Origin of the sequence: Leucobacter soli, assembly GCF_042659205.1 — a bacterium.
Lineage (GTDB): Bacteria > Actinomycetota > Actinomycetes > Actinomycetales > Microbacteriaceae > Leucobacter > Leucobacter soli.
On record NZ_JBHSRW010000511.1, the window covers coordinates 1 to 500 of the forward strand.

Consider the following 500-nt stretch of genomic DNA (forward strand, 5'->3'; position numbering starts at 1 on the left):
CCGGCGGCGCCGAGGGCGAGTCGCAGCAGCTCTCGCAGCGTCTGCCACTCGGCATGCCAGGCGCCGTCCGGGCGCTCGTCGACGAAGAGGCCGGCTGCCGCGTGCAGAGTCGCGGCGAGATGCGGGGCGCGGATCGCGGCCGATCGGATCAGCACGGAGCCGACCGGGTTGCGCTTCTGGGGCATCGCGGAGGATCCACCACCGGATCCCTCTGCCAATTCGCCGATCTCGGTGCGGCTGAGGGTCGCGACATCGGCGGCGATGCGACCGAGTGCGCCGATCGCCTGCGCGAGCGCCTCGCCGAGTTCGGTGACCGGCCAGCGCACGGTGTGCCAGGCGCCGTCGGGGATCGCGAGCCCGAGGATCTCGGCGTAGACGTCGGGGAGCGCCTCCGCCGATGCCGCCCCGCTGATCTGGACGAACGAGGCGAGCGTGCCGCCGGCGCCCGCGAGCTGCACCGGCAACTGGGCGAGCGCTTCGTCGAGCTTGAGCGCGGCGCG

Annotated in this window: 1 protein-coding gene; it reads right to left on the reverse strand. The window is 74.0% G+C overall.

Annotation, left to right across the window (positions count from 1 at the left end):
- Nucleotides 1-500, reverse strand: a 500-nt coding sequence (locus ACFPZL_RS14230) for a lyase family protein (RefSeq protein ID WP_382336072.1), incomplete at both ends; no start/stop codon positions are given.